Raw genomic sequence first — 26,872 nt, 5'->3', positions numbered from 1 at the left:
CTGACAATTATTCCCCGGCCAATTCGCGCAACTGCGCCAGCGTCTGCTCCTCCAGCACAATCCCCTCGGCCAGCGACCGCGCGCGCTGCAAATGCCGACGATCACCCGGCAAGCGCTTCAACCCCACCCCATGCATCTGCCGCACCAGTTCTTCGCTGCGCTCGGCAAAGCTCTGCCCGGCGGACTTGCTCGGGTCGATGACGATCAGCAGTTGTCCGGTCCACGGGGTCTTGGCCCCGGGATGGTTCGCCCAGTCGAACTCGAAGGAGAAATTGCCCCCGGTCAACGCCGCCGCCAGCAGCTCGACCATCATCGACAGCGCCGACCCCTTATGCCCACCAAACGGCAGCAGTGCGCCGCCTTCAAGAATGGCTTTCGGATCCTGCGTCGCCTGCCCAAGACCATCCACGCCCATTCCGGCGGGCAGACGTTCGCCCTTGCGCGCCGCGATCTGCACATCACCGTGAGCAATGGCGCTGGTCGCCAGATCGAAGACAATCGGCGCACCACCGGCCCGCGGCGCGGCAAAGGCAATCGGGTTGGTGCCGAACAGCGGCCGATCGGCGCCATGCGGCACCACGCAGGTCATGCTGTTGACCACGCTGAGCGCCACCAGCCCTTCTTCGGCAAACGGCTCGACGTCCGGCCACAGCGCCGCAAAATGATGGGAATTGCGAATCGCCAACACCGCGATCCCGGCGTTGCGCGCCTTTTCCACCAGCAACGAGCGGGCTGCGGCCAGCGCGGGCTGGGCGAAACCGTTGTCGGCATCGACTCGCACGAAACCCGAGGCTACGTCCTCGACTTGCGGCACAGCCTGTCCATTGACCCAACCGCTATTGAGGGTCGAAACATATCCGGGGATACGGAACACGCCATGACTGTGCGCACCGTCACGTTCGGCACCGGCGCAATTGGCAGCCAGAGTGCGGGCGACGGACGCCGACGTACCGTGGCGCAGGAAAATTTTTTCAAGCAATTGCGTCAGCGCTTCGAGCGAGAGTGTGGACGCAACGGGGGAAGACACGGAATCGTGTGGCGCAGACATCTGAAGCTCCAGACTAATTATTGGAGGGAACAACAGCGTACGAACAGCTTGCCCAGCGATTAACCACGCCCGGTACGGGTGCTGTCAACCGTTGTGGTGCCGGCTTGTCGCGGCTAGCACATTGCGCTGCCGCTGGTGCGGTAACTATGTACCACCTCTGTTATCGATCCGGTCTTTAGTCTCGTGTCTCAATTTACCGGTGCACCGGACGGTGCCCTGAACGAGACCCGATGATGCCTGCTCCCATTCCTCCCCTGCTGTTCCAGCCCATCCTCAACTCCCCCGGATCGTGGCGCGAACTCGGCAATCTCCATCACTTGTCCAGCGCGGACTTCCAATGGTTGAGTCACGTGCAACTGGCGACCCACGCACTGCGCAGTCAGCAGACCCCGCCCATGCTTGCCCAGCGCATCCTGCTCAATACCAATGGTGCGCCAGCGGTGCCTCTGGCCGGCAGTTTCATACTCAGTGCCACCCCGGATGATCACGGGATCCTGTTGTACACACCTTTCGCCGGGCTAAAAAAACATGCCAGCCTCAGCGCCCTGACCGCGCATCTGGAACAGCATCTGAACAGCGCCAGCGAGGATGACCGGCTGCTGGCGTTCCTCGCCTTTTCCCAACGCAAACGACTGGCAGAACAGCACGGCATCAGCGTGACCTACCAGCTTGTCGAGGGCGATATCTTCGAGGATCAACGCGCCGCCATCGAGCACTGCCAGCAGCTTAATGCACAGGCGATGCTCGATGAGCTGATGCAACTGCCCGAGCTTGGCAGTCTGCTCCAGACCATAGTCGACGCACTGCTGACGCCAACGATGCACGACGTCGACCAGACACGCACGCGCGTGAACCTGTACGCGACCACGACTGCCACCGGCCCGGCATCGACCGCCCTTGCTTCACGGCGCGGGCTTGAAGCGCTGTCGCTTGGCGATGCGCTGCTGTTGCACTATCGCCACTCCGGATGGCCGGTTGGCCAGACCCATGAGTTTTCGCACCCGAGTCGGACATTCCTGGCCAGTGATCAGCAACACTGGGAAACAGCCATCACCACGGCTTCAGGCAAACTGCTGGTGTTGCTGTACCAGCAAATGGAGCGCTACTGGAATGGGCCCAGTGCTAACGGGGCCTCGCGGCGCGACGTATTGGCGCAGATCATTCGGCAGCAGGCGCTGGCGGACTTTTTGCTCAAACGCGAGGCTGGCATCATCGATCAGCGCCAATTCGACAGCCTGCTGACGTCGCTGGGTTTCAGTGAAAGTCTGGCACCTCGCGCGGCCGTGGAAACCGTGCGTTTATGGGAGCACCAGGCAAACTTCGTGGAACTGGCCGGTGCGCTGATGATCAGCCACTCCGACAGCTGCCTGTATACCCCGACGCACGGTTTGCAAGTGCTCAAGGACTACGCAGATCTCAAATCCATGCTGCTCGGCAAGTTCGCCAGCCCCGGGCACGAAGACGAACTCTATGGTCTGCTGAGTCTCGACGAGCGCCAGCGCTTCCTCGGTTTCGACCGGCCGCAGGTTTCCGGCAAATCGATCGCCGGAGACGTGTTCAGCGTACTGCTCGAATTGATCATCACCAAGCAACGACAGAACATCGACTATGCCTTGCAGTTGTACCGGCACAGCGACGGCGTCGTGGATATCCGCGCACTGTTCGATAAGGCCCTGGACATCCGCTCGATGCTCCACGAGCGCCTTGTCACCCTGGATGCTCGCGGGCGCTGGAGCACCCGGCCGATGCTCACCGGCAACCCATTGCCTTCAAGGGTGCTGGCGGACACCGCCGCAGCCGAAGTGCGCAAGTTCGCCAGCATCATGCCAACCATCGCCGCAGACTTCGCCGCCCAGCCGTTGACCGTCACAGCGCTGCAGCGTACCTACCTGCAAGGTATCGCAGCGAAGCTGGCGCACGCCCTGTCTGTCGGCATCAATGGCGAAGCACGGTTGAGAGTCCTGGACGGAACGCTAAGCCGTCATGCGCAAACCCTGGTCGACACCGTGTTCAATCCGGATCACCCGGATCGCAGCCGCCGCAAGGCACTCAACGGGATTCGGCCGGATGCCTGGTCATTGACGTTACAGGTCGCCGGTGAGAGCGAAGTGCTGCCGTTGGCCAACTGCGTCCTGCTCACGGAACGCGGTGGCCTCGATACGCAGCACTCCGGACGCGCGATTTTGTGGACCCCGGCTCTGGGCCTGGAAGTCTTCCGCTCGATCGAGCACGCCAGACAGGTTTTAAACCAGCGGCTGCTGGATCCGCAAAGACGCCTGGTGCTGCTGGAAAATCTTTCACCCCTGCAACAGAGGTTCCATCAACACTACACGCTTGGACGGTTACAGCTGATCAGCGGCAATGTCCTGCAGGATCGCACCGAATCAGCGATCGAACACTTTCTCCAGCGCGGTGAACAGGTGCGGGGCCGCCATTGGCCAAAGCCACGGGAAAATCAGATCCTCAAGACGTTGAGTGAGCAAGTCGTTGAGACCAATCTGCAACGTGCCACCGCTCTGGCGCAGGCACTCGGCAAGCAGCATTCACTGCCTGCCTGGCTGGGAATGGCCACGCTTGAAGAGCAGCAGTTGCATCTGGAACTGCTGGAACAGTGGTGCCTCAGTGTCATTGACGATCAGGATTATCTCCACGCGCTGCCAACCTTGCGTGATTACATCCAGCAGACCCTTCGAACGCTGCTGAGCAACCGCTTGCACAGGCAGGATCTCGACCCCGAACAGATCATTGTCACCCCGGCGCTGAGCCCGATCGGGGCTGGGATGAGCCTGACCGATTTCGCCTTGAACCACGCGCATATTGCCCAGGACACTGCATTCACCCTCAGCTCGAGCACCAACCGGGCGCTGCCGACGGGACTCGACCAACAAGCGGTCAGGAGCCTGCTGTTGTCCTTGAACGTTGCGACAACATTTGCCAATAAAATCACCTCGGTGTTGTCCGCGAATGACGTCGACGCCGAACAACGCAAGCTGCGTTTCATCCAGCAACTACCCTGGCAACTGCTGCAACATGCCCATCAGTTACAACTGCAACAACGCTTGTCGACAAAAGCCTTCGACTTGATTACACAGGTGCTCGACATGCCCGATGCCGTCGCTCGTGCGACCGTGCAAGGGACCGATGCGATTGTCCGGCCGTTGGCGCTGATCAAGACCGCCGGAGCCTCAGCGATCAAGGCGCTGGGGCTCTACTTGATCGGCCCTGCGGAAAAATCCGGCCCTCAGGTGCTTTATGCGCCCTACCATGGAGAGCACGCATTCAGTGAGTTCGAGGACGAGGCAGCAGTGATCGCCGCGCTGAATACGCCGGGCTCACTGCAGGACCTGCTGCTGCGCCGCTTGCCGGAAAGTCAACGTTCGATCTTCAGCGCGTTGTTCAAGGCGAGCAGCGGCCAGACGAGCGAGATGACCCTGGCCACCACCCCGATCAACGGCAACTTGCTGCTGCAGTTGTTCGACGACAATCTGGCCTTGTTGCCACACTTGCTGAGCAGCCATTCGCTGCCATCGGCGCAGGCGGATTGGGACGCCGCGAAGCACCTGTTCAGTTCCGGCATCCAGCAGATCCGGGGCCTGCTGCCGGGCAAACTCGCCTATGTGCAGTTTCTCTGGCAAAGCTTCAAGGACTTCATGGGTTCGGCCGAAGCGTTGCAGGATCACCACTGGAAACGTGCGCTGCAAACCTTTGTCGCCGGCGCAGCGGAGATGATCAGTCTCGGGCGACTGGCGCTGGAGTCACGTCTGGAATCTCAAGTCGTGGCAGCGCCGCAAGCACCGCAGCCAACCACGTTGAGCGCTCCCGTCCTTGCAGAAACAAAGCCGACCGATCCGCTGCGCACCTCGCTGCAGACATTCGAAGCGCCAACGATCGCCCTGAAGGATCTGACTCACGATGCTGCCGAGGGCACGTATCAGGATCTGACAACCAAAGCGACTTACGCCCCTATCGCCGGCAAAGTCTATCCCGTGGAGCGGCCGGGAGCCGTCTGGCAACTCAAGGGCGCCGAGCAGCCAGGCCCGGTGCTGCAACACACCGCTTCCCGGCAACTGGTGCTGGACCCGGATCGTCATACCGTGCATTTCGGCAAGGCCATGTCGACGATGTTCAACCATTACGCCACCCATCGCCAGGCGCGGTACATGCTGAATATCGAAGCGCAAGGCATGGAAGAAATCCGCGCCCGCCATCCGGAAAAAGCCCGCATGTTGATCGAGGCAATTGATCTGGCCCGGCATTACGCGTTCAACAGCCTGCACAATCTTGCGCAGCTGAGAAACTATGTGCCGGGCACCCGCCTCGATACTTTTCTCAAGTCTTTTTTTGACGTGCAACGGATTGATGCCGACATTCTCGACAAGCTGAAGCAGGCCATCGTGCCGATCTGTGATGCCTTGGTCGATCCAACAGAAGACCTGTTGAACAGCAGTCGCTTTGTGGTCGGCTCGAACAGACACAGCAGCTCGGGTGTAATCGCCTTTGTACTGGGTGGCGATTTACTCAAGAAAGTCCATTTCACCGAAAAGTTCTTCAATCAAGGGCTGGACTGGTACAACACAGGCCTGACCGAACCGTTCAATGTTGACGGGCATGCACGGGCAGCGACGCTGATCCACGAGTTCTCCCATCAGTTCAGCAAGACCGTCGACATTGCCTCCCTGGAAGCGCGGCGCCCGTTTGCTGATCTGATTGCTACCGTGACCGGTTACGGAGCTGCCCGCAAACAGGTACAGACCCGATTTCAGCGCGAAGCACTGTCACTGTCCACGCGCCGTGAGGAGCTGTTTTCGCGCTGGAGCGACAACCTTCAGGAGTGGCTCGATATCGACGAGTTTGAGGGCATGGAACATGTGCGCAGGGAAGTTCTCAAGACCACGGGGACGAGGAATCTTGAGGACGCGCGAACGGCATTTCTCAGCCCGACCAACCCGCATCCACGCATCGACACGATATTGCGCAACGCTGATTCGATCGCCTTTCTGATCTGCGAAATGGGCCGCCAGCTTGATCCGGTCACCCAACCTCACGGAGGGCTCAACTGAGGCAAAAAAATGCGCAGGCGGTTGGCCTGCGCATGGTTTATCGCTGGGTGAACTCAGTCTTTCTGGTCACGCAATACATTGCCCGAGGCGCCGTCGATGCGGAATTCATAGACCGAACCGTCGGCCTTGCGGCCCTCACCCTTCCAGTAGCCGTCATTGTCGGCCTCGATTTCATAGACTTCGACGTAACCGGCCTTGGTTTTCACGATCTCGATAGCCTTTTCGATGGTGACCCAGCCTGCACCGGGACGATCAGCCATGGCGGCACCGGCACTGAACAGAGCAGCGGTGGCGATTGCAGCGGCAAAGGTTTTTTTGATCATTTTTTCACTCCATTTGTGGATGATGTTCCTCGGATGTCCTGTTTTTGGGCGTCTGACGGAAAAATAAGTTCCACTTTGATGGGCAATAGCCATGACGGATGTTCTCGGCGCAACGCCCGCAAGGTTAGAATGCAGCAAATCAGGACGAGTCAATGACCCAAGAATCCCTCTCGGAAGCCGAATACGATGCGATCACCGATGCCGCCGCGCACTGGTGCATGCGCCTGCACGCCGTAGACTGCTCCGCCGAGGAGCGTCTGGCTTTCGAGCAATGGCGCGATGCACATCCGCTGCATGCGTTCGAATATGAAGCGATGCTGGAAATCTGGGACGTTGCCGAACACTTGCCACGTGCGCAGATGCCGCCGAGTGTGCCGCTGAATAAACCGCTGCCCGCCTGGCGACGCTACGCAATTGCCGCGAGCGTCTGCGCGCTGGCCTTGCCACTGGCGGCCTACAGCGGCTGGAACCTGGGCTTGCTCCCCAACAGCTACCAGCATTTCGCAGCCACCGACAATGTCCGTCAGGTCACCTTGAAGGATGGCAGTCAGGTCGAGCTCAACCTCAATTCCGAGTTGACCTTCAGTAATTACAAGGACGAGCGGCGGGTCACCCTGAAGAAGGGTGAAGCGTTTTTCGAAGTCAGCCATGACCTCTCCCACCCGTTCGTGGTCAGGGCCGGCGAAGGCAAGATCCGCGTGACCGGCACCCGCTTCAATGTCTGGCTCTACGAAGATCAGGTACGGGTCAATCTGATCGAAGGCTCGGTGCTGGTAACCAGCAACGCCGCTCTGCCCGGCGACGGCCTGCGCCTGGGGCCGGCCATGCAGGCGCAGTACCGACATGGCGACTACATGCCGCAGATCAGCCAGACCTACACCAACGACAACGCCCTGGCCTGGCGCAGCGGCAAACTGGTGCTCGACAACCTGGCGCTGAACGAAGCCTTGCCGCTGATCAATCGCTACCTGAGCAAACCACTGAAACTGGCCGACGCCAACACCGGTGCGATCCGCGTCGGCGGCGTCTACAACATCAAAGAACTCGGCGGTCTCGTCAACACCCTGCCCAAGGTGCTGCCGGTCTACCTGACCCGTAATACCGAGGGTGATCCGGTGATCAACTCGATACCGCGGCAGCCACCAAAAACCTGAAAGCGGTTCCCGTCGGCCATGGCTGACTCAGGGCAATAAAAAGCCGCTGTTCCTGTCAAGGAGCAGCGGCTTTTTCGTTCAGGACACCTTACTGCGCAGCCACTCCGGCAGTCTTGCCCGCCACCTCGCGAACCCTTTGCACCTGATACTGCGGATCGGCAGCGATCTGCTGCTCAGTGAACGGCAACACGCTCCACTGTTTTTTCGAAAACGCCTCGGTCTGATCCCGGGAGTATTTCGACTCAGGGTCACTGGACAGCGAGAACGCCAGCAGCCCTTGAGCGTGCGGGCCTTTGTCGTCGAAGGTCACCACTTGCAAGTAGCTGGTGCCGCTGATCACTTCGAGTTTGCCATCTTCACGCGGCACACTCTGGATCGCGTTGTAGATCCCCAGCGTTCCCGGCCCGCCGTGAATCGCGGTTTGTTCAGCGCCGCTGCTCACCACTTGGATATCGCCCCAGCGAGTGTCGGGTTTCAGACCCATTTTCTGCGCGGTGGCAGCCGAAGCCAGCAGCGCTTCACGCAGCGCCTTGCTCACCGCCGGTTGCTCGATCGCCAGACCGCGTGGCGTGTGCTGCGGGTCTTTTGGATCGAACGGCACACGCCAGACATCCGGCGACGCTTGCAGCGCCTGCATGATGTTCTGGAAGTGCACCAGGCCAATGCCCGAATCCAGATTCGCCCGGCCGTCCCAACCCTTGAGACTGGCGCAAACCGGCTTCAACGCGGCCGCGTCCGCACCCAGATCAGCAGCGCAGAACTTCAGCAGATCGGGCAGCACCTGAGTCGCCAGATAGACGTTGTCGTCCATCACCATCTGTTGCAGATCCTTCACCGCCAGCGGACCTTTTTTGCCCAGAGCACTCAGACGCTCCAGCGCAAACCGCGCACGCAGGCCCAGCGGCTGGCCGTCCTGACTGATCAGCGGCGAGAATCCGGTCAGCGGTTGTGCCGGGTTCGCCAGCCACGCCGAATCGTTGGAGTGCTGGACGAAGTCCTTGCGCAACAGTTGCGGCAGCTGACTGGCGGCATAGATGCCCTTTTGTGCAGCTTGCGGATCGATATCCCAGGCGCAAGCGCTGTTGGAACCGTCGAGCACGATCATCTGCAAACCGATGCGCGGGTCGCTGCATTTGGCCAGTTTGTCGGCGCTGACGTTCGGCACCACCGACAGGTTCATGTACAGCGTCTGTCCCTTGTCATCCACAGCCAGGGTGTTGACCCAGGGGATGCCCTGAATCTTGTGCACCGAATCCTGCAGATCCTTGAGGCTCGACGCCTGGTTCATCGCGTACCACTGCGTCAGCACGCGATCATTGTCCAGGTTGGCGTCGCGCAGGCTGTAGGCGTACTGATGATCCCAGTCGAGTTTGCCCGGCCATTGCACGATCGGGCCGAACTGCGAGCTGTAGACATCGCGCGAAACCGGCACCACCTGACCGTCCGCCTGTTTGACCTGCACGGTGACCGTCTGCTTGGCCAGCGGCAGCGACTGGCCGTCGAGCAGATAGCGGGTCGGGTCTTTCGGATCGAGCTGCAGACGATACAGGGTGAAGTGTTTGGATGAATCCACGGTGTGGGTCCAGGCCAGATGCTGATTGAAACCGATGTTGATCATCGGCAACCCCGGCAAGGCCGCGCCCATGACGTCGAGTTTGCCCGGAATGGTCAGGTGCATCTGGTAAAAGCGCATGCCGCCAACCCATGGAAAATGCGGGTTGGCCAGCAGCATGCCGCGTCCGTTGAACGAGCGTTCGCTGCCCACCGCCACCGCGTTACTGCCGCGATCCAGAGCGAAGCGCTGCATGCGCGCGTCCGCCAACTGATAGGCCCGGGCATCGCTGCCGAGCTGCGCCGTGGCCTGCGGCGGCGTCGCGCCAGCCAGGGCTTCGGCGAACTGCCCGACACCGCCCTCGACCAGCAGGCGTCGAGTGAGTTTGACCAGATCTTCGGCGCTGATATCACGCACCCACTCACCCTGACACTGTTGCGGCAGGCCCTGCTGACGGCGCTCGGCGAGATAGCGGTTATAGCCCGCGGCATAACCTTCCACCAGATCGTGCACCTGGGCAGGTTGCGCGTCCCAGAAGGCCTTCACCGCTGCAGGCGTATTGAGCCAGGTGAAGAACAGGTCGCTGACGCGATTCTCGCGTTGTTCGACGGTGAATTGCTCCGGCCCGAAATAACGCGAGCGCTGGCCATTGACCGTGACGATCTCGTTGGCCAGCAGGCACAGGTTGTCCTGCGCGTAGGCGTAACCGATGCCGAAACCCAGTCCGCGTTCATTTTCCGCGCGGATGTGCGGCACACCAAAGGAGGTGCGGCGGATATCGGCACTGGCTTGTGTAGCGGGACTGAAGGCATGGGCGGACAGACTGAGTCCGAGAAACGCACCGGCGAGGGCCAGTCCGGTTAACTGTCGGGAAATAATCACACTCGCTCCTGAACGACAAGACAAGGATCGGCGCTTGCGCCGGATCCACTCTGAAATTGATTCATGCGCCTGGGCGCAAGACGGCTGTTCAGGAAACGAATGCGAGAAAAAAAATTTAGCCCGATTGAAGAAGGTGAAATTCACTGATTACGGGAAAACAACGAATAACCGACAAAATTTCTACATATTTCCTTTCATGATTTGTCGTGCTGAAACGTCTTGTTTACTGAGAGCAGTCAAAACGTTTCCTGATCGGGCTCTGAAAAGGAGTAACCCCATGTACAACTCGCAACTACCAATGGACGGTAGCCAGGCGTCACAAGGAGCTTCCATGAGTTCCCGCGCGAGCAGCTTCGCCCCCAGCCCCGAGCGTCAGGGCAATGAGCGTATTCGTCTGTTGCTGAAAAGCTTCGGCCTGCGCACCAGTCTGATTCGTCTGAAAGTCATCGACGCCCTGCTGGTCGCGGCACAAAGCGATCGACGCCTGGGCGTGCGCGGCGTGCACAGTCAACTGCTGGACCTGGATATACCGTTGTCCTTTCTCAGCGTGCGCGAAGTGTTGAAGCGTCTATGCGCCGAGGGAGTGGTCACCTTCAACCCGGACAAGAGTTACAGCCTGCATCCACAGGCTGCTGCAGTGCTCAATCACGATTGAAGCGTCCCGCGATCGCCGTCAGGGTTTGACCTTGCGGCGCATCACCCCGTTGATCACCACCACGACCACCGCCACACCCATGGCGATGTACTGGAACATCTTCTGACTGATCATCCCGGCGTTTTGCAGCCAGGACAGGCCGAGCATGATCGCCAGCACCGACAGGGCGATCAGGATCGAGTATTTCAAACGTTGCTTCTGGGTCATTAACAGGTTCCTGAAACTTTTAAATGTATCCGGTTTGTATCCGATTGCATGCCATGCACATACCGTGTTGCGGGGATGCGTCTGGCCGGACGCGGTCTCATGTTACAGCCGATGAAGAGTTTTGGCTTCATGCCGGCGTAACCATGAGGATTTCTGAAATGTTCCGTCGAATCACCTGGCTGATTCCTGTCCTTGCCGTACTGACTTTGAGCGGCTGCATCATTTTCCCCCACGGCGGCTGGCATGACGGCCACCATCGTTATCAGGAAGGCCCCGGTTATTACCAACATCGATAGGTGATGGCTCTCCAGGAAAATGTTACAAATCGTGCTCCCCACAACGACTGCGCCTACTGAAAAGTAGGCGCTTTCTGTAGGTCATTTGATCCGTGCGTGTAGGACGTTAATCACGCTTTTGTAGGCCCCTTCTCCCGCGCAACATTTTGCGCATTTTTGATATCTCTCGTCATACCTGTCTGGTGTGAATCTCCCTCTCCACCCCCCTACCCTCTGCGCTTCTGATGCCGAACCACGAGCTCATCCGCGCATGCAAAGAACACTTATCGATATCAACCCCGGACGGGCCCTTGGCTTCTGTCTGGCCATAACCCTGTTTGAACTGCTGACCTACATGGCCAGCGACCTGATCATGCCAGCAATGCTGACCGTTACCTCCGAGTTCGAAGCAGACGCCCGGCATGTTCCTTATGCATTCAATCTGTACCTGATCGGTGGAGTCTGCCTGCAATGGCTGATTGGTCCACTCTCCGACCGCTTTGGCCGGCGACGCCTGCTGTTGAGCGGGTGCCTGCTGTTCGGCGCGGCCTGTGCCGCAACCTTTATCACCAGCAGCATCGAGGCGTTCAACCTGCTGCGGCTGATACAGGGGATGGGCCTGGGCTTCGTCGTGGCCGTCAGTTATCCGGCCCTGCAGGAAGTGTTCCGTGAAGCGGATGCCGTGCGCCTGATGGCACTGTTGGGCAATGTGGCATTGCTCTCGCCGTTGCTCGGGCCATTGCTCGGCAGCCTGCTGCTCGAATGGCTGAGCTGGCGAACACTGTTTCTCGGCCTGGGCCTGGCAGCGGCTGTTGCCTGGCTGGGCCTGTATATCTGCATGCCCGAGACCATCGGCGTCATGCGCAACGACGGTCAGCAACAGGCGCCGGTTGCGTTCAACGGACGGCAGATTGGACAGCGCTATCTGACTTTGCTCGGCAACCGCAACTTTCTCTACGCCAGCCTTGCACTGGGTTTGATGAGCCTGCCACTGATCGCCTGGATCGGACTGTCGCCGCTGCTGCTGATGCAGTTGCTGGGCCTGTCCTCGCGCGAATACGGGCTGTGGCAGATCCCGGTCTTCTGCGCCGTGATTGCCGGCAATCTGATCCTTGATCGCCTGCTCGTCAGCCACTCGCTGCCCCGGGTCATTCGCCTTGCGCTGTGGCCATTGTGCCTGGGCCTGATCGCATTGATCGGCACCGCCTTGTCGAGCGCTGCGCTGGCGCTGCTGATTGCCAGCCTGTCGCTGTATGCCATCGGACTGGGCATGAGCAACGCAGCGCTGTACCGGCTGGCACTGTTCGCCAGCGATGACAGCAAGGGCCTGGTTTCCGCGACCATCGGCATGCTCTCGATTGTCGTGATGGGCGCAGGCGGTTCGCTGATAGCCGCCGTCGGCGGTGCCGAAAGCCTCGAGCGTTTCGCCCTGTGGGCGGCGCTCGGTGGCTTGCTGTGCCTGCCCCTCATCCAGCGTTTCCTGCACCTGTCCGTGCAACCCACCCTTCCACCGGTTACATCAAAGGATGACCACTAATGCACTCTTTCCCTCACAGCGATGCACTCTGTGCGTCAACGGCTGCCTACTGTCCGGACTCGGTGGCGCCCGGTCTGTTTGATCGGGCCATGCTCGAAATCACTCGTTTTCACATCGAACAGACCCCGGGTTATGAGCATTGGCTGAACGCCAATGGCGTGGAAGCCAAAGACCTCGAAACCTTTGATGACTGGTCACATCTGCCACCGATTTTTGCCAACTTCTTCAAACAGCATTTGCTGCTCAGCCCCACTGGCGAGGACGCGCTGGAACTGACTTCCTCGGGCACCAGCGGTCAGAAAAGCCGCATGCGGTATGACGCGCGCAGCCTCGGCGCAGCCCAGTACATGGTCAAACGGATATTCGCGCAGTACGGCTGGATCACACCGCAAACGCCCTGCAATTACCTGTTGCTGAGTTACGAACCCCAGACGCGGATCACCCTGGGCACATCGTTCACCGATCAGTTTCTGTGTGGCTTTGCCCCGGTCAATCGGGTGGTGTATGCGCTGCGGGCTGACGGCGACAGTCACCGGTTCGATCTGTTCGGCGTGATAGCAGCTCTGCAAGCCTTTGCCGAAGAAGGTCTGCCGGTGCGCATCTTCGGTTTCCCGGCCTTTCTCTGGGAAACCCTGCAACGCATGCGCGCCACCGGCGTGACGGATCTGCAACTGCCGGCCGGATCGTTGGCGTTTTTTGGCGGTGGCTGGAAAACCCGTGCCGCCGAAGAAGTCCCGAAACAACAACTGTACGCACGGATCCAGCTGCAGTTGGGCATCGATACCAAAGACTGTCGCGATGGCTACGGCGCCGTCGAGCACGCGGTGCCTTACATCGAGTGTGCCCACCACCATTTTCATGTGCCGGTCTATTCGAAAGTGTACGTGCGCAGCCCCGTGGACTTTTCGGTCCTGCCCTATGGACAGTGCGGCCTGCTCAGCCTGGTCTCGCCTTACATTTCATCAAGTCCCGCCCATGCGGTGGTGATGAGTGACCTCGCCACGCTGTATCCCGCTGCGAGTTGCGGCTGTGGGCTGAAGAGCGACTGGTTTCAACTGCATGGCCGCGCCGGCACCGCCACCGCGAGGAGCTGTGCCATGGCGGCTTCCGAATTGCTGGGGAGACACTGATATGTATTTGATCAATGGAAAACTGCACTCCGACTGCGATCTCGACAGTGCGTTGCAACAACTTTATCTGCAACTGCCCCATCAGCTGCAGACGCCCCTTGAGACCTCCACATTGCTAAGCGCTGCGCAGGCGTTCGCCGAACGCCTGCGGCATCAGCCTCTGGAGCTGGCACTCGACACCGACCAGCGCCAGGCCCTGATCGACTTCTGCCAGCCGGCCACGCTGCAGGCAAAGCTTGATCGTGAACTGGGGCTGCAACCCGATTCACTGCGGCGCATCGACTATCGGCAGTCGCGTTTCGAGCGCTGGAGCCCCCTGGGCCTGGTGGTTCATATCACCCCGGCCAATGCGCCGCTGCTCGCATTCTGTGCGGTACTGGAGGGTTTGTTGAGCGGCAACGTCAACTGGCTGCGACCCAGCAGCAGCGACGACGGATTCACTGCGCGCCTGCTGCAGGTGTTGCTGGAATGTGACTCGAGCGGGCAGCTCGGTGGTTACGTCGCGGTACTGCCGACAACGACCGGACAAATCGGTCAGCTGTGCAGACACGCCAACGGTGTCTCCGCCTGGGGTGGCGAAACGGCCTTGCAAGCCATTCGGTTACAGATTCCGCCGGGATGTCGCTGGATCGACTGGGGGCACCGCATCAGCTTCGCTTATCTGACCCCGGACGCAGCGTCACCGGCAGTCCTGGATGCGCTGGTGGATGAAGTCTGCCGCCTCGATCAGCAAGCCTGCTCCAGCCCGCAATGGCTGCTGGTAGACAGTGACGACGAGGCCGTTCTGAACGACATTGGTACAGAGCTGGCCGCCGCGTTCGAACGTCGCACCGGGCAATGGCCGGCCCTCACCCCGACACTCGAAGAGGCCTCGCAAATCACCACCGGTACCGCAATGGCACGGCTGGCCCAGAGTTTTGCCGGACAGACGGGCCGGGTCTGGAGTACGCCGCACTGGCGGGTGATCTGGAGCCATGACCGTCAACTCGAACCTTCTGCGCTGTTTCGCAGCCTGCTGCTCAAACCCCTGCCCCGCGAGCTGCTCGGCGCTACGCTGTTGCCGTGGCGCAACGTGCTGCAGAGCTGTGCCTTGCTGTGTCATGGGGCGCAAATCGCCGAACTGGCGCAGTCACTGATCGCCGCCGGCGTGACCCGCATCGCCCCGATCGGAGCCATCCATGACGGCTACGACGGCGAACCCCATGACGGAGTCTATGCCCTGCAGCGCCTGAGCCGCCGCGTATCGGTCACCTTGACGCCGGACTCGCTGGCGGGGCACGCCACGCTTGACCACCAGTCTCCTCCACCCGCGCTGGCGGGGGTGCCGATCATGGACAAGACGAGGTTTATCAGTCAGTCACCGAACGACAGGGCGCAACTGTACTTTCGTTCTGGCGGCAGCAGTGGCACGCCAACCCTTTCCGGTTTCAGTTACCACGATTTCCAGCGCCAGATGCGTGCGACTGCCGACGGCCTGCTGGCGGCCGGCCTGGATCCGGCGCGAGACAAAGTCATGAACCTGTTCTTCAGCGGTGGGCTGTACGGCGGATTTTCCAGTTTTGCCAAGGTGCTGGAACAACTGGAGGCCCGACACTGGCCGATGGGCGCCCCGGCGGATGACGATTACCGCGAGATCGCACAACTGATCGTGCAACAGCGGATCACCGTGCTGATCGGCATGCCCAGCACCCTGCACCGGTTGTTTCTCAACGAACGGCAAACGCTGCAGCGCTATGGCGCCATCGACAAGGTTTTTCTCGGTGGCGAGCATGTGAGTGAGCCCACCCGCGAGTTGTTGCAAAGCTGTGGTGTCAGACTGATCCGTTCAGCGATTTACGGCAGTGTCGATGCCGGCCCCCTGGGCCATGCCTGCCAGGCCACGGCAGACGGTGTGTTCCATCTGATGAGCGACATCCAGCACCTGGAAATCGTCAATTTCGATCAGGACATGCCAGTCAATCACGGTGAGTCGGGCCGTCTGCTGGTGACCTCCCGGGCGCGTCAGGGCCAGTCCGTGCTGCGTTATGACATCGGTGACAGCGGACGCTGGCTACCCGACCCCTGCCCCTGCGGTCTGACCTCACCGCGCTTCGAACTGTTGCAACGGCACGGCAAGTTGCTGCGCATCGGCACCGACTTCATTTCGCTGGCAACGCTGGAGCAACGCCTGCAAGTGCCGTTTCAACTGGCCCTCGACCATGGCCCTGACGGCCGGGAGCGCATGCGACTGCGCAGCCCTCTGGAACCGGAACAGGCCCAACGTCAACTGCAGGGCTATCAGACGCTGAGCACGCTGGTACAGACCGGACTGCTCACTGTGGAGATCGAGCAATGTGCCGTTGAGCAATTCGTTCGTAACAGACACAGCGGCAAGACACCGCCAGTGATTGATTCACGCCGCTGAAGAGGGACGCCGGCTGGCGCCCCACCGCTCCTTTTAATAAGAAAACGCCATGAACACCACCGTAGATTTGAATGCCCTGCTCGGCTTTGCTCGCCGACATTCGACTTATTACCGCGAACACTTCAAGGACGTCGCAGAACCCATCAACGGCTTGAACGGGTTGCCTTTGATCGACCCCAGACTGTACTGGCACGGCAGCCAGAAGCCGCAAAAGTGGCTGCTATTGACCGGCCCGACGGCGGATGCGCTGGTCTTCAAGACCGGGGGCACCACCGGCTCAGGCAAACTGTCGCTGTTCACCCGCGCAGAATGGCAAACCCTGGTACGCGATTTCGGCAGCCACCTCACCGCGCAACTGAACGCCGGCGATCGGGTCGCCAATCTGTTCTTTGTCGGCGACCTGTATGCCAGCTTCATTTTCGTCCACGATGCCCTTGCCCATGTCGAGACGCCGGTCAGCGAGTTTCCTTTCACCGGGGCCGTCGATAGCGCCGTACTGGCCGAATCGATCGTTGCGTACCGGATCAATGTGCTGGCTGGATTGCCGGCGCACCTGCTGAAATTCGCCGCCTGGCTTGAACGCCACTCTCGGATTCTGGAGGGTGTCGAAACCCTGCTTTACGGCGGCGAGAGTCTGTTCGGCGCGCAGCTGCAAGCGCTGCGCCGGGTGTTCCCGAACGCGCGTGTAGCTTCTATCGGTTACGCCAGCGTTGATGCCGGACTGATCGGCGTCAGCGCCCGCGATTGCGCTCTGGGCGAACACCGGATGCTGGAGCACCACAGTGTGCTGGAGATCATCGATGAAGTGAGCGGCGCTGTCATCGAAGAATGCAACCGTAACGGCAAGCTGGTTCTGACCAATCTGACCCGTCGCCTGATGCCCGTCATCCGCTATCCCGTCGGCGATCTGGCGTGCTGGCGCGAACCGGCCGGCACGCCCATGCGTAAATTCGCGCTGATGGGACGCAGCATGAGCAGCCAGCGAGTACGGGTGGGCGTGTTGAGTCTGGACATCAGTGACATTGGCGACCTGGTCCATCGCTGCGCCAGCAGCACCGATTGGCAACTGGTCATCGAACAGCAGGAAAAAAAAGACCTGCTGAGCCTCAGATGGGTACCCGATACGCCAATGCCTGATATTGCCAAGTCAAACGCAAGCCTGCGCAGCGCGCTGATCGAACAATATCCGTTGATCGAGAAGCTGCAGGGTGATCAGTTGCTCGATCTGCATGTGATCGCCTGCGCCAGCGATGAGCTGACGTGCCATCCGCGTTCCGGCAAGCATCAACTGGTCGTGGACCGACGCGACTATCAGACCCTGTGCGAGCCGCAAGCATGAAGGACAAGACAACCCTGCGACGTTATCGCATCACCGACGCACCGGCAGTCAGTGGCCTGTTCGAGGCAATTTACGGCACTCATTACCCTCAACCGCATGTGTATCTGCCGTGCATGATCAGCCAGAACCACAACGACGGTCGCTGGCACTCGCTGGTGGCGGTGCTGAACGAACAGATTCGCGGGCATGCCACCCTGTTTCGCCAGTCTGGCAGATCCTCACTGGCAGAACTGGCATTGACGGTGGTGCACCCGGATACCCGCGGGCAAAACATCGCCACACAGTTGGGCCGACAATTGCTGATTCACGCCCAGGCCCTGGATTGCCGGGGCGTCACCATCAAACAGGTCACGCACCATCTGTACACTCAGCGTATGGCCGCCAGTCTCGGCTTTTACAGCTGCGGTCTGTTGCCGGATTACGCACCTTCGCCCTTCGACGGACAGGGCCGAGAGACGATCGTTGTCGGCCATTACAATATCGATGGCTTTCGACGTCCGCTGCCCGCACTGGCCTGGCCGACCGATTGCGGCGAATTGGTGTCGCATCTGGAGGGGGCGTTTGGTATCACCGACAAAGCCGTGCCCTGGAGAGGCCCGAAGGTCCATGTCGAACACGCCTCGGGGCGCTATGACATCGTGCTCAAAGAGCTCGATGACAACCTGCTCAGGCAACTTGAGCGACTGCCGGTGCATTGGCTGGTTTCGATCAGGCTCAGACTCGCCAAAGGTTTTCCCGCCGCAATGGGCAAACTTGCCGATGTGAGTTTCACTTTCACCGGGATCGTCCCCGATGACCGTAGCGAAGGCTGGCTGGGGCTGTTTCATCGCGGCTACCAGCCATCAACGCTGACATTGCACTGCCCGCACATGCAACGCTTGCAGGATCAGGCCAGACAGGCCGGGGAACTTTACCGAGGCTAAAAAAACGGCCCGCCCACAGAATGGGCGGGCCGTTTTTCAAGATTCAGGCCTTGGCTTTGACGCCCTGATCCACAGGCTTCGGCGCGTTGCCTTCACCGTAGGTTTTCAGGTTCTGCAGCACGTAGATCGCCTTTTTGAATTCGGGGATCAGGTTCTTGCCGTAAGCGTTGCCATTGAGGCCATTGCTCTGGATCGCGTCGAGCTGGGTTGCGAAATACTCCAGCGCATTGAATTTGGCATCGACGTCTTTGGTCACGCCGAACCGGTCGAACTTGTCGCCGGCATTGAGCAACGTGAATGACGTGATCTCGGAGATCAGCCCGCGGCTGCGCAGGAAAACGCTCAGATTACCCAGTTGTTTTACCGAGGTGTTCGACGGATCGAAACCCTTGATGTTCTTGCGCAGGCCCTGCTTGTCCATTTCCGCGGTGTTGATCGCGTTCGGATCATTGCCGACCAAGCTCAGCATCTGCTGCACCTTGACGCTCTGACTCACCTGCTTTTTCGCGCCCGTATTACGAACCAGCACCCCTGCCTTGCTCTCCCAGCCGCCGACAATGCCGATTGTCATGAGAAAACTCCCTGTGAAATAACCATGAATGTCTGTCCTTGGTGAACCGTCGAATGCCGGGAAGTATCTACCGGCCAACTAATGGCACCAACCCTTTTTGTGCTGCCGCTTACAATTTTTGTACATTCTCGATACAAATCATCAGACGCCCATTTTCCCGCGGTTTCATGGCAGTTTGACGATGGCTGCCGATGCTTTTCCCGTACCGTTTCACGAGGTAGTCAGTTCATATGTATCGGGGTAGATACGCCCTTTTGTCAGCCCGACATTTTCTTGCACCAAAGTACCTAAAGCTTCCCCGTTCGCCGACGATACGCTGGTGTGACCCCGCCGTTTTTCCCTCGACCCCACAATAAGAATCGCAGCTCAAGGACCGGTATCCATGCCCGCATTCCGCACCATTCAGGCTCGCTACACGTTATTTCTGGTTCTGTTCATCCTGCTGCTGTCGGTGCTGACCGTGGTCGGTATCAGCCAATTGGTCGCGCCCAAGCTGCGGCATACCGAAGAACAGGTGGTGCTCAACCGGATTGCCGAAGTCGCCGAACAGATTCAGGGCGAACTGAACAAAGTCCAGGCGCAGCAGCGCAGCATCACCCAGACCATTCCGCTGCTCGACAGCGCGGCCATCGACACGGTGTTGCCGGGCCTGGTGGATCAATACGGCGAACTGAAAGTCTTCGGCGGCGGGATCTGGCCACTGCCGGGTCAGCGTGAGGCCGGGCGCAACAAGTTCAGCACCTTCTGGCACCGCGATGCCTCGGGCAAACTGGCGGTGAATACCTTCTGGAACAGCGACGCGGCGCCCAACTATTACGATCAGAGCTGGTACAAGGGCGGCATGCAGACTCCGCGCGGACAGTGCGCCTGGGCTGCTGCCTATAAAGACGACGCCAGTGCCGAGCCGCGCACCAACTGCGCCATGGCGATCCAGAAAAACGGTGCGGCCTGGGGCGTGTCGACCATCGACGTGACGCTAGGCTTCTTCAACGATCTGGTGGCGCGCAAGGAAAAAGACCTCAACGCCGAAATGCTGATCGTGGAGGCCGACGGCAAGATCATCAGCAACAGCTCGCGCATCAGCGGCCCGATCGTGCTGAAGAACATCAGCGAACTGGCCGCCGGTTCGACCTTCGCCAGTCAGGTCAAGGCCGGCCTGCAGAATCGTGACCAGGCGCAACGCGTCGAGTTCGACAACAACGGCGAAGCCAGCACTTTCTTCATGCGCCCGATCGAAGGCACGCCGTGGTTTCTTGCCACCGCCCTGCCAACGAAAATGCTCACCGCCCAGCGTGACGACGTGCTCAGCAGCCTGAGCCTGTTGCAGATTCCACTGGTGATCCTGCTGGTGCTGTTGCAGGTGTATGCGATCCGCCAACTGGTGTCGCGAATGAAAGCGCTGAAAGCCAACATCGACTTGCTGTCCAGCGGCGATGCCGACCTGACCCGACGCATCACCATCCGTGCCGAAGACGAGCTGGGCGCCATCGGCCACTCGGTCAACACCTTTATTGCCTACCTGCAGAACATGATCGGTGAAGTCACTCAGGCCACCGGCGCCATGGCTTCGAGCCTCGATGACCTGCAGCGCACGTCGGCCAACACCAGCCAGATTCTGCTGCGCCATGCTTCGGAAACCGATCAGACCGTTACCGCCATCACCGAAATGAGCTCGACAGCCGAAAGCGTTGCGCAGAACGCCGCTGAAACCGCAGCGTTCACCCAGCGCGCCAACGAAAACGCCGACCGCTCACGGGTGGTGGTCGGTGAAGCGACCAACAGCGTGGTGGCCTTGATCGACGAAGTGGCCAGCGCCACCAAAAAAGTCGAGAACATGCAGCAAGACGCGCAGCGCATCACCGAGATTCTCGGGGTGATCGGCGCAATTGCCGGGCAGACCAACCTGCTGGCACTCAATGCTGCGATCGAAGCCGCCCGGGCCGGTGAACAGGGTCGCGGCTTTGCCGTGGTCGCCGACGAAGTCCGTGCGCTCGCCGCTCGCACCCAGGCCAGCACTTCGGAAATCAACGAAATGTTGACTCGCCTGACGCAAGGCGTGAGCTCGTCGGTCAGCGCCATGGAAAACACCCAGGCCAGTTGCCAGTCCGCCGCTGACGCCACGGCGCGGGTCAACTCGGGTCTGGATGAAATGGCCGGTTCGGTCAGCCACATCAACAGCCTCAGCACGCAGATCGCCACCGCTGCCGAACAGCAAAGTGCGGTCACCGAAGAGATCAACCGCAGCATGGTGCAGATCCGCCACATGGTCGAAGAACTGGTGCACAGCGGCCAGGCCAGCGAACTCAACACCCGCCAATTGCTGGAAGCCAACAACCGGGTGAGCGCGATCATGGGGCGGTTCAAAGTCCGTTAACGTCCCTCTTCTGTAGGAGCTGCGGCACGCTGCGATCTTTTGATCTCTGGTTCATGAAAATCAACGTCAAAAGATCGCAGCGTGCCGCAGCTCCTACAGGTGACAGATTTGTAATCTCTCACTCATCTGGCTGTCAGGTTTGATCCATGATCATCCTGCCAGCCTGTCTTGTATCAACTTGAAACACTCCGTTGATGCCCGGCAGGATAATCCGGTCAAAATACTTTCCTTTTTGACCGTCATCCTTGTCGAGACCCCACCATGCGAACCTCCCTGCGACTGGCCGCCCTCAGCGCCCTGCTCCTTTCCTCCCTGGCCCAGGCCGCCGAGCTGATCCCGATCGAAGTGCATCGCGACGCCAATTGCGGCTGCTGCAAGAAATGGATCAGCCACCTCGAAGCCAACGGCTTCAAAGTCGAAGACCATGTCGAAAGCGACATGAGCAGCTTCAAGCAACAACACGGCGTGCCACCGCGCCTGGGCTCGTGCCATACCGCGCTGATCAACGGCAAGTTCGTCGAAGGCCACGTGCCGGCCGAACAAGTGCAGGCCCTGAGCAAGCGTGACGATCTGCTGGGTATCGCCGCACCGGGCATGCCGATGGGGTCGCCGGGCATGGAAATGGACGGCATGAGCGATGCATATCAAGTGATCGGCCTGAAAAAGGACGGCACGGATGTGGTGGTGGCGGACTACCCGGCCCATTGATGGCAGCCGGTTACGTCGGGCTGCTCGCGGCGGCGTTCGGCGCTGCGACGCTGTTGCCGCTGCAATCCGAAGCGCTGCTGGTCGGGCTGATCGCCAGCGACCGTTACTGGCTCTGGGGCCTGCTGGGCGTAGCGACGCTGGGCAACGTCCTCGGTTCGCTGGTCAACTGGTGGCTGGGGCGCGGCCTCGAACGCTTTCAGGATCGACGCTGGTTTCCCGTCAGCCCGAAACACATGGTCATCGCGCGCAAACACTACGAGCGCTATGGTCACTGGTCGCTGCTACTGAGTTGGCTGCCGGTGATCGGTGATCCGCTGACCCTGATCGCCGGCGTCATGCGCGAGCCGCTCGGGCGCTTTCTGCTGATCGTCACCTTGGCCAAAGGCGCGCGTTACGCCGTGGTGGCGATGATCACCCTCGGCTGGCTCGGTTGAACATTCCGGTCACGATGTTGCCTGTGGTTAACATCGCCCTAATCCCGCCGTTCCAGCATCGGCCGATTTCCATGGAGTTTGCCCTTATGTCCGTCACGCTATCCCGCTGGCTGCCCGGCCTGTTCCTCAGCGCTGTGCTGCCGCTGTTTGCCCACGCTGCAGCGCCCACTGAAACTGCACCCGCCGATGGCCAGACCTATGGCCCGGAGCTGCAAGGTTTCCAATACCCCTACACGCTCAAACACTTTGCCTTTCAGTCCCAGGGTAAATCCCTGCAAATGGGTTACATGGACGTCGCCGCCCACGGCAAGGCCAACGGGCGCACCGTGGTGCTGATGCACGGCAAGAACTTTTGCGCCGCCACCTGGGACAGTTCGATCAAGGCCTTGAGCGAGGCCGGTTACCGGGTCGTCGCGCCGGATCAGATCGGCTTCTGCACCTCCAGCAAACCCGATCACTACCAGTACAGCTTCCAGCAACTGGCGACCAACACCCAACAGTTGCTCAAGGCCTTGGGCATCCAGAAAGCCACCCTGCTCGGCCATTCCACCGGCGGCATGCTCGCCACTCGCTACGCGCTGCTGTTCCCGGATCAGGTCGAACAACTGGCGCTGGTCAATCCGATCGGCCTGGAAGACTGGAAAGCCCTCGGCGTGCCGTATCGCACCGTGGATCAGTGGTATCAGCGCGAACTGAAAGTCACCGCCCAAGGCATTCGCGACTACGAGCGCAACACCTATTACGACGGGCGCTGGAAACCCGAATTCGATCGCTGGGTCGACATGCTCGCCGGCCTGAGCAACGGCCCGGGCAAAACCCAGGTGGCGTGGAACTCGGCACTGATCTACGACATCATCTTCACCCAGCCGGTGTACTACGAGTTCAAGGACCTGAAGATGCCTACCCTGCTGTTGATCGGCACGTCGGACACCACCGCCATCGGCAAGGATCTCGCGTCCCCCGAGGTCAAGGCGAAAATCGGCCACTATGAGGTGCTCGGCAAGCAGGTCGCCAAGCTGATTCCACAGTCGACGCTGGTGGAATTCCCCGGCATGGGCCACGCGCCGCAGATGGAAGAACCGGCGAAATTTCACCAGGCCTTGCTCGGCTGGCTGAACAACACCAATCCCGTTCGTTGATGAGGTAAGACTGATGGCGGTGCAGATTGCAGTGATCGATGACTGGCAGGACGTGGCACGGGACGTGGTCGACTGGTCGGCGCTCGACAGCATCGGCGAAGTGACGTTTGTGCATGACTTCCCGGCGGACAACGCCACACTGGCCGAGCGACTGGGCCAGTACCAGGTGATCTGCGTGATGCGCGAGCGCACGCGTTTCGACCAGGACTTGCTGCAGCGCCTGCCCAATCTCAAGCTGCTGGTCACCGGCGGCATGCGCAACGCGGCGCTGGACATGCAAGCGGCAGCAGGTCTCGGGATCAAGGTCTGCGGCACCGACAGCTACAAACACGCGGCGCCGGAACTGACCTGGGCGCTGATCATGGCCGCTACGCGCAATCTGGTGAATGAAGCCAATTCCCTGCGCGCCGGCGGTTGGCAGCAAGGGCTGGGCGGTGATTTGCACGGCAAGACCCTGGGCATTCTCGGTCTGGGCAGCATCGGCCAGAAGGTCGCGCAATTCGGTCAGGTGTTCGGCATGCGCGTGATTGCCTGGAGCGAAAACCTCACCGCCGAACGCGCACAGCAGGCCGGCGTGACCTGGGTCAGCAAGCAGCAACTGTTCGAACAGGCTGACGTGCTGTCGGTGCATCTGGTGCTCAGCGAACGCAGCCGCGGGCTGGTCGACGCGCAGGCGCTGGACTGGATGAAACCCACCGCACTGCTGGTCAACACCGCCCGCGGTCCGATCGTCGATGAAGCGGCGCTGATCAAGGCGTTGCAGAAACAGAAGATCGCCGGCGCGGCGCTGGATGTGTTCGATCAGGAGCCGCTGCCTGAACTGCACCCGTTCCGCACCCTGGACAATGTGCTGGCCACGCCACATGTGGGGTATGTCAGCCGGCAGAACTATGCGCAGTTCTTTGCGCAGATGATCGAGGATATTCAGGCTTGGGCGGCGGATAACCCAATCCGAATCCTCAACTGATCCCATGTAGGAGCTGCCGAAGGCTCGGGCCGCGATCGGACGATCTTTTGATCTTGTTTTTAAGATCCAGATCAAAAGATCGCAGCCTGCGGCAGCTCCTACAGGTACACCAGCGTTCAGCAAAGCAACAAACTGTCCGCACCACAACAGTGCGCCGCGCCTCACCGCTAGCACAAAATCGTGACCGCTCAGTCACCGTTTTGGCCCCTCCTGAGAAAAAAACCTGCACTTCGTCGGTGCGTTCAACCCTGCACACCCCGTCTTTCGCAGCCTGCAAACCGATTGTCGAACAATTTACCCATTTGCCCTCACCCGCTCTAGGATCTGGCCTAGACTGATTTTCGCGGGTCTCGACCAGTCGGTCAGCGCGCGCAAAAAAAGTCGAAACTTTTGCGTGAGGCGACGGGTCATCAGAAAGGCAGGGGCAACGCGACTGGTGTAATCCTTGCAACGGCCACTTCACCCATTCTGCTTGCGCGTGTTGGGTAGCGTTTGCTCACCGATGCGCGGCGCGTTTGCGCCCGGCCACAGGATTTGGCCATGGATATGGCTTGTTCCAGACAAGAAACAGATCAACGACACGGGAGATTCACATGATCAGTGCGGCATTGGATATTCAGGGAGAGCGTGCTCAGCAGTCAGTAGGCGACGCGAGCACATTGAGTCTTCCCGGCAGCCGGTCGATCAACGTCCCGGGCACCAAAACGCTGACGCCGGTCGCCAGCCAGAATCCCAACAAGAAGAAAGTGTTGTTCGTGACCTCGGAAATCGCCGATCTGGTGAAGACCGGCGGTCTGGGCGACGTCTCTGCCGCCCTGCCCCGCGCCATGGCGCACCTGCACGATGTGCGCGTGTTGATCCCCGGTTACCCGCAGGTGATGCACAGTGAAAACCCGATCCACATCATCGGCGAACTCGGCGGCCATGCCGCATTGCCTCCGTGCAAGATCGGCCGTATGGACATGCCGGACGGGCTGGTGATCTACGTGCTGATCTGCCCCGAGCTGTATGAGCGTGAAGGCTCGCCGTACGGTGCCAACAACGGCCGCGACTGGCCGGACAACCATATTCGTTTCGCCCGCCTGGGCCTGGCCGCTGCCGACATCGCCGCCAACCTCGCGCAAATTCACTGGTGCCCGGATCTGGTGCACGCCCACGACTGGCCCGCTGGCCTGGCCCCTGCCTATATGCACTGGCGCGGGCAGCGCACGCCGACCCTGTTCACCATTCACAACCTCGCCTATCAAGGTGTGACCAGCCTCGGCTCGTGCCCGGAGCTCGGCATTCCGACGCATGCCCTGCAACAGGAAGGCATGGAGTTCTACGGCAAGATGTCGTTCCTCAAGGCCGGCATGGCCTATTCGAGCCACATCACCACCGTCAGCGCCACCTACGCGCAGGAAATCACCACCCCGGATTTCGGCTGCGGTCTCGACGGTTTTCTCGCCGCCAAGACCCAGCAAGGCTTGCTCAGCGGCATCCCCAACGGCATCGACGAGAGTTGGGACGCGGCCACTGATCCGCACCTGTTTGCGCCGTTCGCCATCGGCGACTGGGAAGGCAAAGCGGTCAACGCTGCCCATGTGCGTGAACTGTTTGGCTTGAAAGATTCCAGCGGCCCGCTGTTCGCCGTGGTCTCGCGTCTGGTTTATCAGAAAGGCCTGGACCTGACTGAAGCGGTGTCCGAATACATCGTACAGAACGGCGGCCAGATCGCAATCATCGGCCGTGGCGAGCCGGAAGAAGAACAGGCCATGCGTGAACTGGCGCTGCGCTTTCCCGGGCAGATCGGCGTGCGCATCGGCTTCAATGAAACCGACGCCCGGCGCATGTTCGCCGGCAGCGATTTCCTATTGATGCCGTCACGTTATGAACCCTGCGGCCTGAGCCAGATGTATGCGCAGCGCTTCGGCTCTTTGCCCGTGGCGCGCAATACCGGCGGCCTGGCCGACACCATCGAAAACGGTGTCACCGGTTTCCTCTTCGACGAGTCCACTGTCGAGAGCTACCGCGAAGCCCTGAGCCGCGCGTTCAAGGTATTCGCCTTCCCCGAACTGCTCAACGCCATGCGCTGCCGAGCGATGGCCGCGCCGTTCAACTGGTGCAAAGCGGTCGAACCCTACGCCGAGCTCTACGAACGACTAGTCGCCAAGGCGCTGGGTAAAGCCGGCCACAAATAATTCAGGGAGC

20 protein-coding genes are annotated in these 26,872 nt (G+C 60.3%); 15 read left to right on the top strand and 5 right to left on the bottom strand.

The window, feature by feature from the left end; genetic code table 11:
- Nucleotides 1-7: 7 nt before the first annotated feature.
- Entirely contained in the window at nt 8-1,048 is a 1,041-nt protein-coding gene (locus JN524_RS00450) for an Ldh family oxidoreductase (protein WP_202368072.1), read from the bottom strand.
- Nucleotides 1,049-1,281: 233 nt separating this feature from the next.
- On the opposite strand from JN524_RS00450, the gene JN524_RS00445 reads away from it, so the two are divergent.
- On the top strand, nt 1,282-6,108 hold the full coding sequence (locus tag JN524_RS00445; RefSeq protein ID WP_442964264.1) for a hypothetical protein: 4,827 nt from the start codon (nt 1,282-1,284) through the stop codon (nt 6,106-6,108).
- A 53-nt stretch (nt 6,109-6,161) separates the two neighbouring features.
- On the opposite strand, the gene JN524_RS00440 is transcribed toward JN524_RS00445, so the two are convergent.
- Nucleotides 6,162-6,431: a PepSY domain-containing protein gene (locus tag JN524_RS00440; protein ID WP_202368070.1), complete on the bottom strand. Its 270-nt coding sequence runs from the start codon at nt 6,429-6,431 to the stop codon at nt 6,162-6,164.
- Between the two features lie 152 nt (nt 6,432-6,583).
- Between JN524_RS00440 and JN524_RS00435 the strand changes: the two genes are divergently transcribed.
- Complete coding sequence (locus JN524_RS00435; RefSeq protein ID WP_202368069.1) at nt 6,584-7,585, top strand: FecR family protein; 1,002 nt, start codon at nt 6,584-6,586, stop codon at nt 7,583-7,585.
- A gap of 88 nt (nt 7,586-7,673) precedes the next feature.
- On the opposite strand, the gene pvdQ is transcribed toward JN524_RS00435, so the two are convergent.
- Nucleotides 7,674-10,019, bottom strand: a complete 2,346-nt coding sequence (gene pvdQ / locus JN524_RS00430; RefSeq protein ID WP_202368068.1) for a bifunctional acylase PvdQ — start codon at nt 10,017-10,019, stop codon at nt 7,674-7,676.
- 277 nt (nt 10,020-10,296) lie between these two features.
- On the opposite strand from pvdQ, the gene JN524_RS00425 reads away from it, so the two are divergent.
- Nucleotides 10,297-10,674 carry a fe2+ zn2+ uptake regulation protein gene (locus tag JN524_RS00425; protein ID WP_027612026.1) on the top strand — a complete coding sequence of 126 codons (378 nt, stop codon included), beginning with the start codon at nt 10,297-10,299 and terminating at the stop codon, nt 10,672-10,674.
- Between the two features lie 18 nt (nt 10,675-10,692).
- On the opposite strand, the gene JN524_RS00420 is transcribed toward JN524_RS00425, so the two are convergent.
- Nucleotides 10,693-10,881 (bottom strand): hypothetical protein, encoded by a 189-nt coding sequence (locus tag JN524_RS00420; RefSeq protein ID WP_007961862.1) that lies wholly within the window; start codon nt 10,879-10,881, stop codon nt 10,693-10,695.
- Between the two features lie 158 nt (nt 10,882-11,039).
- Here JN524_RS00420 and JN524_RS00415 point away from each other — a divergent pair, with 158 nt between their 5' ends.
- The 6 genes from JN524_RS00415 (at nt 11,040) to JN524_RS00390 (ending at nt 18,489) form a co-directional block, all read left to right on the top strand.
- A complete protein-coding gene (locus tag JN524_RS00415) occupies nt 11,040-11,177 on the top strand; it encodes a hypothetical protein (protein ID WP_202368067.1) in 138 nt (45 codons plus the stop codon).
- Between the two features lie 250 nt (nt 11,178-11,427).
- On the top strand, nt 11,428-12,693 hold the full coding sequence (locus JN524_RS00410) for an MFS transporter (protein ID WP_202368066.1): 1,266 nt from the start codon (nt 11,428-11,430) through the stop codon (nt 12,691-12,693).
- Nucleotides 12,693-13,823 carry a LuxE/PaaK family acyltransferase gene (locus JN524_RS00405; protein ID WP_202368065.1) on the top strand — a complete coding sequence of 377 codons (1,131 nt, stop codon included), beginning with the start codon at nt 12,693-12,695 and terminating at the stop codon, nt 13,821-13,823. The genes JN524_RS00410 and JN524_RS00405 overlap by 1 nt, the downstream gene beginning before the upstream one ends.
- 1 nt (nt 13,824) lies before the next feature.
- Complete coding sequence (locus tag JN524_RS00400; protein WP_202368064.1) at nt 13,825-16,227, top strand: acyl-CoA reductase; 2,403 nt, start codon at nt 13,825-13,827, stop codon at nt 16,225-16,227.
- A gap of 49 nt (nt 16,228-16,276) precedes the next feature.
- Nucleotides 16,277-17,566, top strand: coding sequence for a phenylacetate--CoA ligase family protein (locus JN524_RS00395; RefSeq protein WP_202368063.1), 1,290 nt, complete (start codon nt 16,277-16,279; stop codon nt 17,564-17,566).
- Nucleotides 17,563-18,489, top strand: coding sequence for a GNAT family N-acetyltransferase (locus JN524_RS00390; RefSeq protein WP_202368062.1), 927 nt, complete (start codon nt 17,563-17,565; stop codon nt 18,487-18,489). Before JN524_RS00395 ends, JN524_RS00390 begins: the two co-directional genes overlap by 4 nt.
- Nucleotides 18,490-18,532: 43 nt before the next feature.
- Here JN524_RS00390 and JN524_RS00385 read toward each other — a convergent pair whose 3' ends face one another.
- The gene (locus JN524_RS00385; RefSeq protein ID WP_202368061.1) at nt 18,533-19,060 is read right to left on the bottom strand and encodes a hypothetical protein; all 528 of its coding nucleotides are present in this window, start codon (nt 19,058-19,060) and stop codon (nt 18,533-18,535) included.
- A gap of 382 nt (nt 19,061-19,442) precedes the next feature.
- On the opposite strand from JN524_RS00385, the gene JN524_RS00380 reads away from it, so the two are divergent.
- The 6 genes from JN524_RS00380 to glgA all read left to right on the top strand — a co-directional run bounded on the left by JN524_RS00380 (nt 19,443) and on the right by glgA (nt 26,862).
- A complete protein-coding gene (locus JN524_RS00380; protein WP_047602253.1) occupies nt 19,443-21,434 on the top strand; it encodes a methyl-accepting chemotaxis protein in 1,992 nt (663 codons plus the stop codon).
- A gap of 261 nt (nt 21,435-21,695) precedes the next feature.
- On the top strand, nt 21,696-22,142 hold the full coding sequence (locus JN524_RS00375) for a DUF411 domain-containing protein (protein WP_202368060.1): 447 nt from the start codon (nt 21,696-21,698) through the stop codon (nt 22,140-22,142).
- A complete protein-coding gene (locus JN524_RS00370) occupies nt 22,142-22,576 on the top strand; it encodes a YqaA family protein (RefSeq protein WP_202368059.1) in 435 nt (144 codons plus the stop codon). The genes JN524_RS00375 and JN524_RS00370 overlap by 1 nt, the downstream gene beginning before the upstream one ends.
- Nucleotides 22,577-22,662: 86 nt before the next feature.
- A complete protein-coding gene (locus JN524_RS00365) occupies nt 22,663-23,715 on the top strand; it encodes an alpha/beta fold hydrolase (RefSeq protein WP_202368058.1) in 1,053 nt (350 codons plus the stop codon).
- Nucleotides 23,716-23,728: 13 nt separating this feature from the next.
- Nucleotides 23,729-24,682, top strand: coding sequence for a D-2-hydroxyacid dehydrogenase family protein (locus tag JN524_RS00360; RefSeq protein WP_202368057.1), 954 nt, complete (start codon nt 23,729-23,731; stop codon nt 24,680-24,682).
- Between the two features lie 593 nt (nt 24,683-25,275).
- Nucleotides 25,276-26,862 carry a glycogen synthase GlgA gene (gene glgA, locus JN524_RS00355; protein ID WP_202368056.1) on the top strand — a complete coding sequence of 529 codons (1,587 nt, stop codon included), beginning with the start codon at nt 25,276-25,278 and terminating at the stop codon, nt 26,860-26,862.
- Nucleotides 26,863-26,872 lie beyond the last annotated feature (10 nt).

Origin of the sequence: Pseudomonas sp. MWU318 (assembly GCF_016756945.1) — a bacterium.
Taxonomy (GTDB): Bacteria; Pseudomonadota; Gammaproteobacteria; order Pseudomonadales; family Pseudomonadaceae; genus Aquipseudomonas; species Aquipseudomonas putida_A.
Note: the sequence above shows the minus strand (reverse complement) of the source record. Positions and strands in the feature narration are given on the sequence as shown.

Coding starts and splice junctions, on each gene's coding strand:
- JN524_RS00450 (WP_202368072.1), bottom strand. CDS start 1,048: ATGTCTGCGCCACACGATTCCGTGTCTTCCCCCGTTGCGTCCACACTC.
- JN524_RS00445 (WP_442964264.1), top strand. CDS start 1,282: ATGCCTGCTCCCATTCCTCCCCTGCTGTTCCAGCCCATCCTCAACTCC.
- JN524_RS00440 (WP_202368070.1), bottom strand. CDS start 6,431: ATGATCAAAAAAACCTTTGCCGCTGCAATCGCCACCGCTGCTCTGTTC.
- JN524_RS00435 (WP_202368069.1), top strand. CDS start 6,584: ATGACCCAAGAATCCCTCTCGGAAGCCGAATACGATGCGATCACCGAT.
- JN524_RS00425 (WP_027612026.1), top strand. CDS start 10,297: ATGTACAACTCGCAACTACCAATGGACGGTAGCCAGGCGTCACAAGGA.
- JN524_RS00420 (WP_007961862.1), bottom strand. CDS start 10,881: ATGACCCAGAAGCAACGTTTGAAATACTCGATCCTGATCGCCCTGTCG.
- JN524_RS00415 (WP_202368067.1), top strand. CDS start 11,040: ATGTTCCGTCGAATCACCTGGCTGATTCCTGTCCTTGCCGTACTGACT.
- JN524_RS00410 (WP_202368066.1), top strand. CDS start 11,428: ATGCAAAGAACACTTATCGATATCAACCCCGGACGGGCCCTTGGCTTC.
- JN524_RS00405 (WP_202368065.1), top strand. CDS start 12,693: ATGCACTCTTTCCCTCACAGCGATGCACTCTGTGCGTCAACGGCTGCC.
- JN524_RS00400 (WP_202368064.1), top strand. CDS start 13,825: ATGTATTTGATCAATGGAAAACTGCACTCCGACTGCGATCTCGACAGT.
- JN524_RS00395 (WP_202368063.1), top strand. CDS start 16,277: ATGAACACCACCGTAGATTTGAATGCCCTGCTCGGCTTTGCTCGCCGA.
- JN524_RS00390 (WP_202368062.1), top strand. CDS start 17,563: ATGAAGGACAAGACAACCCTGCGACGTTATCGCATCACCGACGCACCG.
- JN524_RS00385 (WP_202368061.1), bottom strand. CDS start 19,060: ATGACAATCGGCATTGTCGGCGGCTGGGAGAGCAAGGCAGGGGTGCTG.
- JN524_RS00380 (WP_047602253.1), top strand. CDS start 19,443: ATGCCCGCATTCCGCACCATTCAGGCTCGCTACACGTTATTTCTGGTT.
- JN524_RS00375 (WP_202368060.1), top strand. CDS start 21,696: ATGCGAACCTCCCTGCGACTGGCCGCCCTCAGCGCCCTGCTCCTTTCC.
- JN524_RS00370 (WP_202368059.1), top strand. CDS start 22,142: ATGGCAGCCGGTTACGTCGGGCTGCTCGCGGCGGCGTTCGGCGCTGCG.
- JN524_RS00365 (WP_202368058.1), top strand. CDS start 22,663: ATGTCCGTCACGCTATCCCGCTGGCTGCCCGGCCTGTTCCTCAGCGCT.
- JN524_RS00360 (WP_202368057.1), top strand. CDS start 23,729: ATGGCGGTGCAGATTGCAGTGATCGATGACTGGCAGGACGTGGCACGG.
- glgA (WP_202368056.1), top strand. CDS start 25,276: ATGATCAGTGCGGCATTGGATATTCAGGGAGAGCGTGCTCAGCAGTCA.